The following is a 925-nucleotide window of genomic DNA, read 5'->3' on the forward strand; positions in this document are numbered from 1 at the left end:
CTGGACGAATCTGCGGGATCGCGAGCCGGAACTCCACCTCTACGCCGCGCATCCGCGTGAGCGGGTTCGGGCGACCGACGCCGCGTTCGCTGTCGACCATGAGCGGCAGCTGCGAGTTGGACCCGGAGATGCGGCGGTAGGTGCGCAGTTCGCGCAGAGCAAGGGCGAAGTCGCCCGTGGCGTACGCGGTGATCGCGAGGCTCTCCCGCACGACCGCGATGCGGCCGGCACGGCGGGCGGCGCTCATCACGTGACGGTGGGCGAGCTCGGGGTCTTCGTCGATGACCCGGGCGGCCATGGCGAGGTGGGCGCCGACGGCCTCGGCGTTGTCCTTGGTCAGGGTCTTGAGTTCGTTCCGTGCGATCCGGTCGAGGTCGGCAGACGAGATGTCGTCGGGGAGCTCGGGGTCGTCGTGGCGCGGGCGCACCGAACGCAGCTCGCGCTGCATCCGCTGCTCTTCGGTCATTTCCTCTTCGACGGCGCGGGCATCGCGGTCGCCGCGGGCGGGGGCGCCGTCGCGGGTCCAGAGCTTCTTGCCGGCGTCGCCACGCGGTGCTCCGGCGCGGGTGGCCGAACCGCCGCGCTGGGTCGCGTTCGCCCAGGGCTTGCGGTCGCCGCCCGACTGCGGACGCTCGGTGCGCGGTGCGTCCTTCGACCACGGCTTGCGCTCGCCGGTCTGGGGACGATCGGAGTTGCCGCGGTACGCGGGACGTTCGCCGTCGCGCTGCGGGCGGTCGGTGCGGGGCGCGTCTTTCGACCAGGGCTTGCGCTCGGCGCCGCCCTGCGGACGGTCGGAGTTGCCACGGTACGGGGCGCGCTCGCCCGACTGCGGACGGTCGGAGTTGCCACGGTACGGAGGACGCTCACCATCACGCTGCGGGCGCTCAGTGTTGCCGCGGTAGGGCGCGCGCTCACCGGACTGCGG

General features: G+C 73.1%; 1 pseudogene. It reads right to left on the minus strand.

Annotation, left to right across the window (positions count from 1 at the left end):
- Window positions 1–925: pseudogene (locus QN345_RS19500) on the minus strand (hypothetical protein); the annotation flags it as partial.

The organism is Cryobacterium sp. 10I1 (assembly GCF_035019805.1).
GTDB classification, from domain to species: Bacteria; Actinomycetota; Actinomycetes; order Actinomycetales; family Microbacteriaceae; genus Cryobacterium; species Cryobacterium glucosi.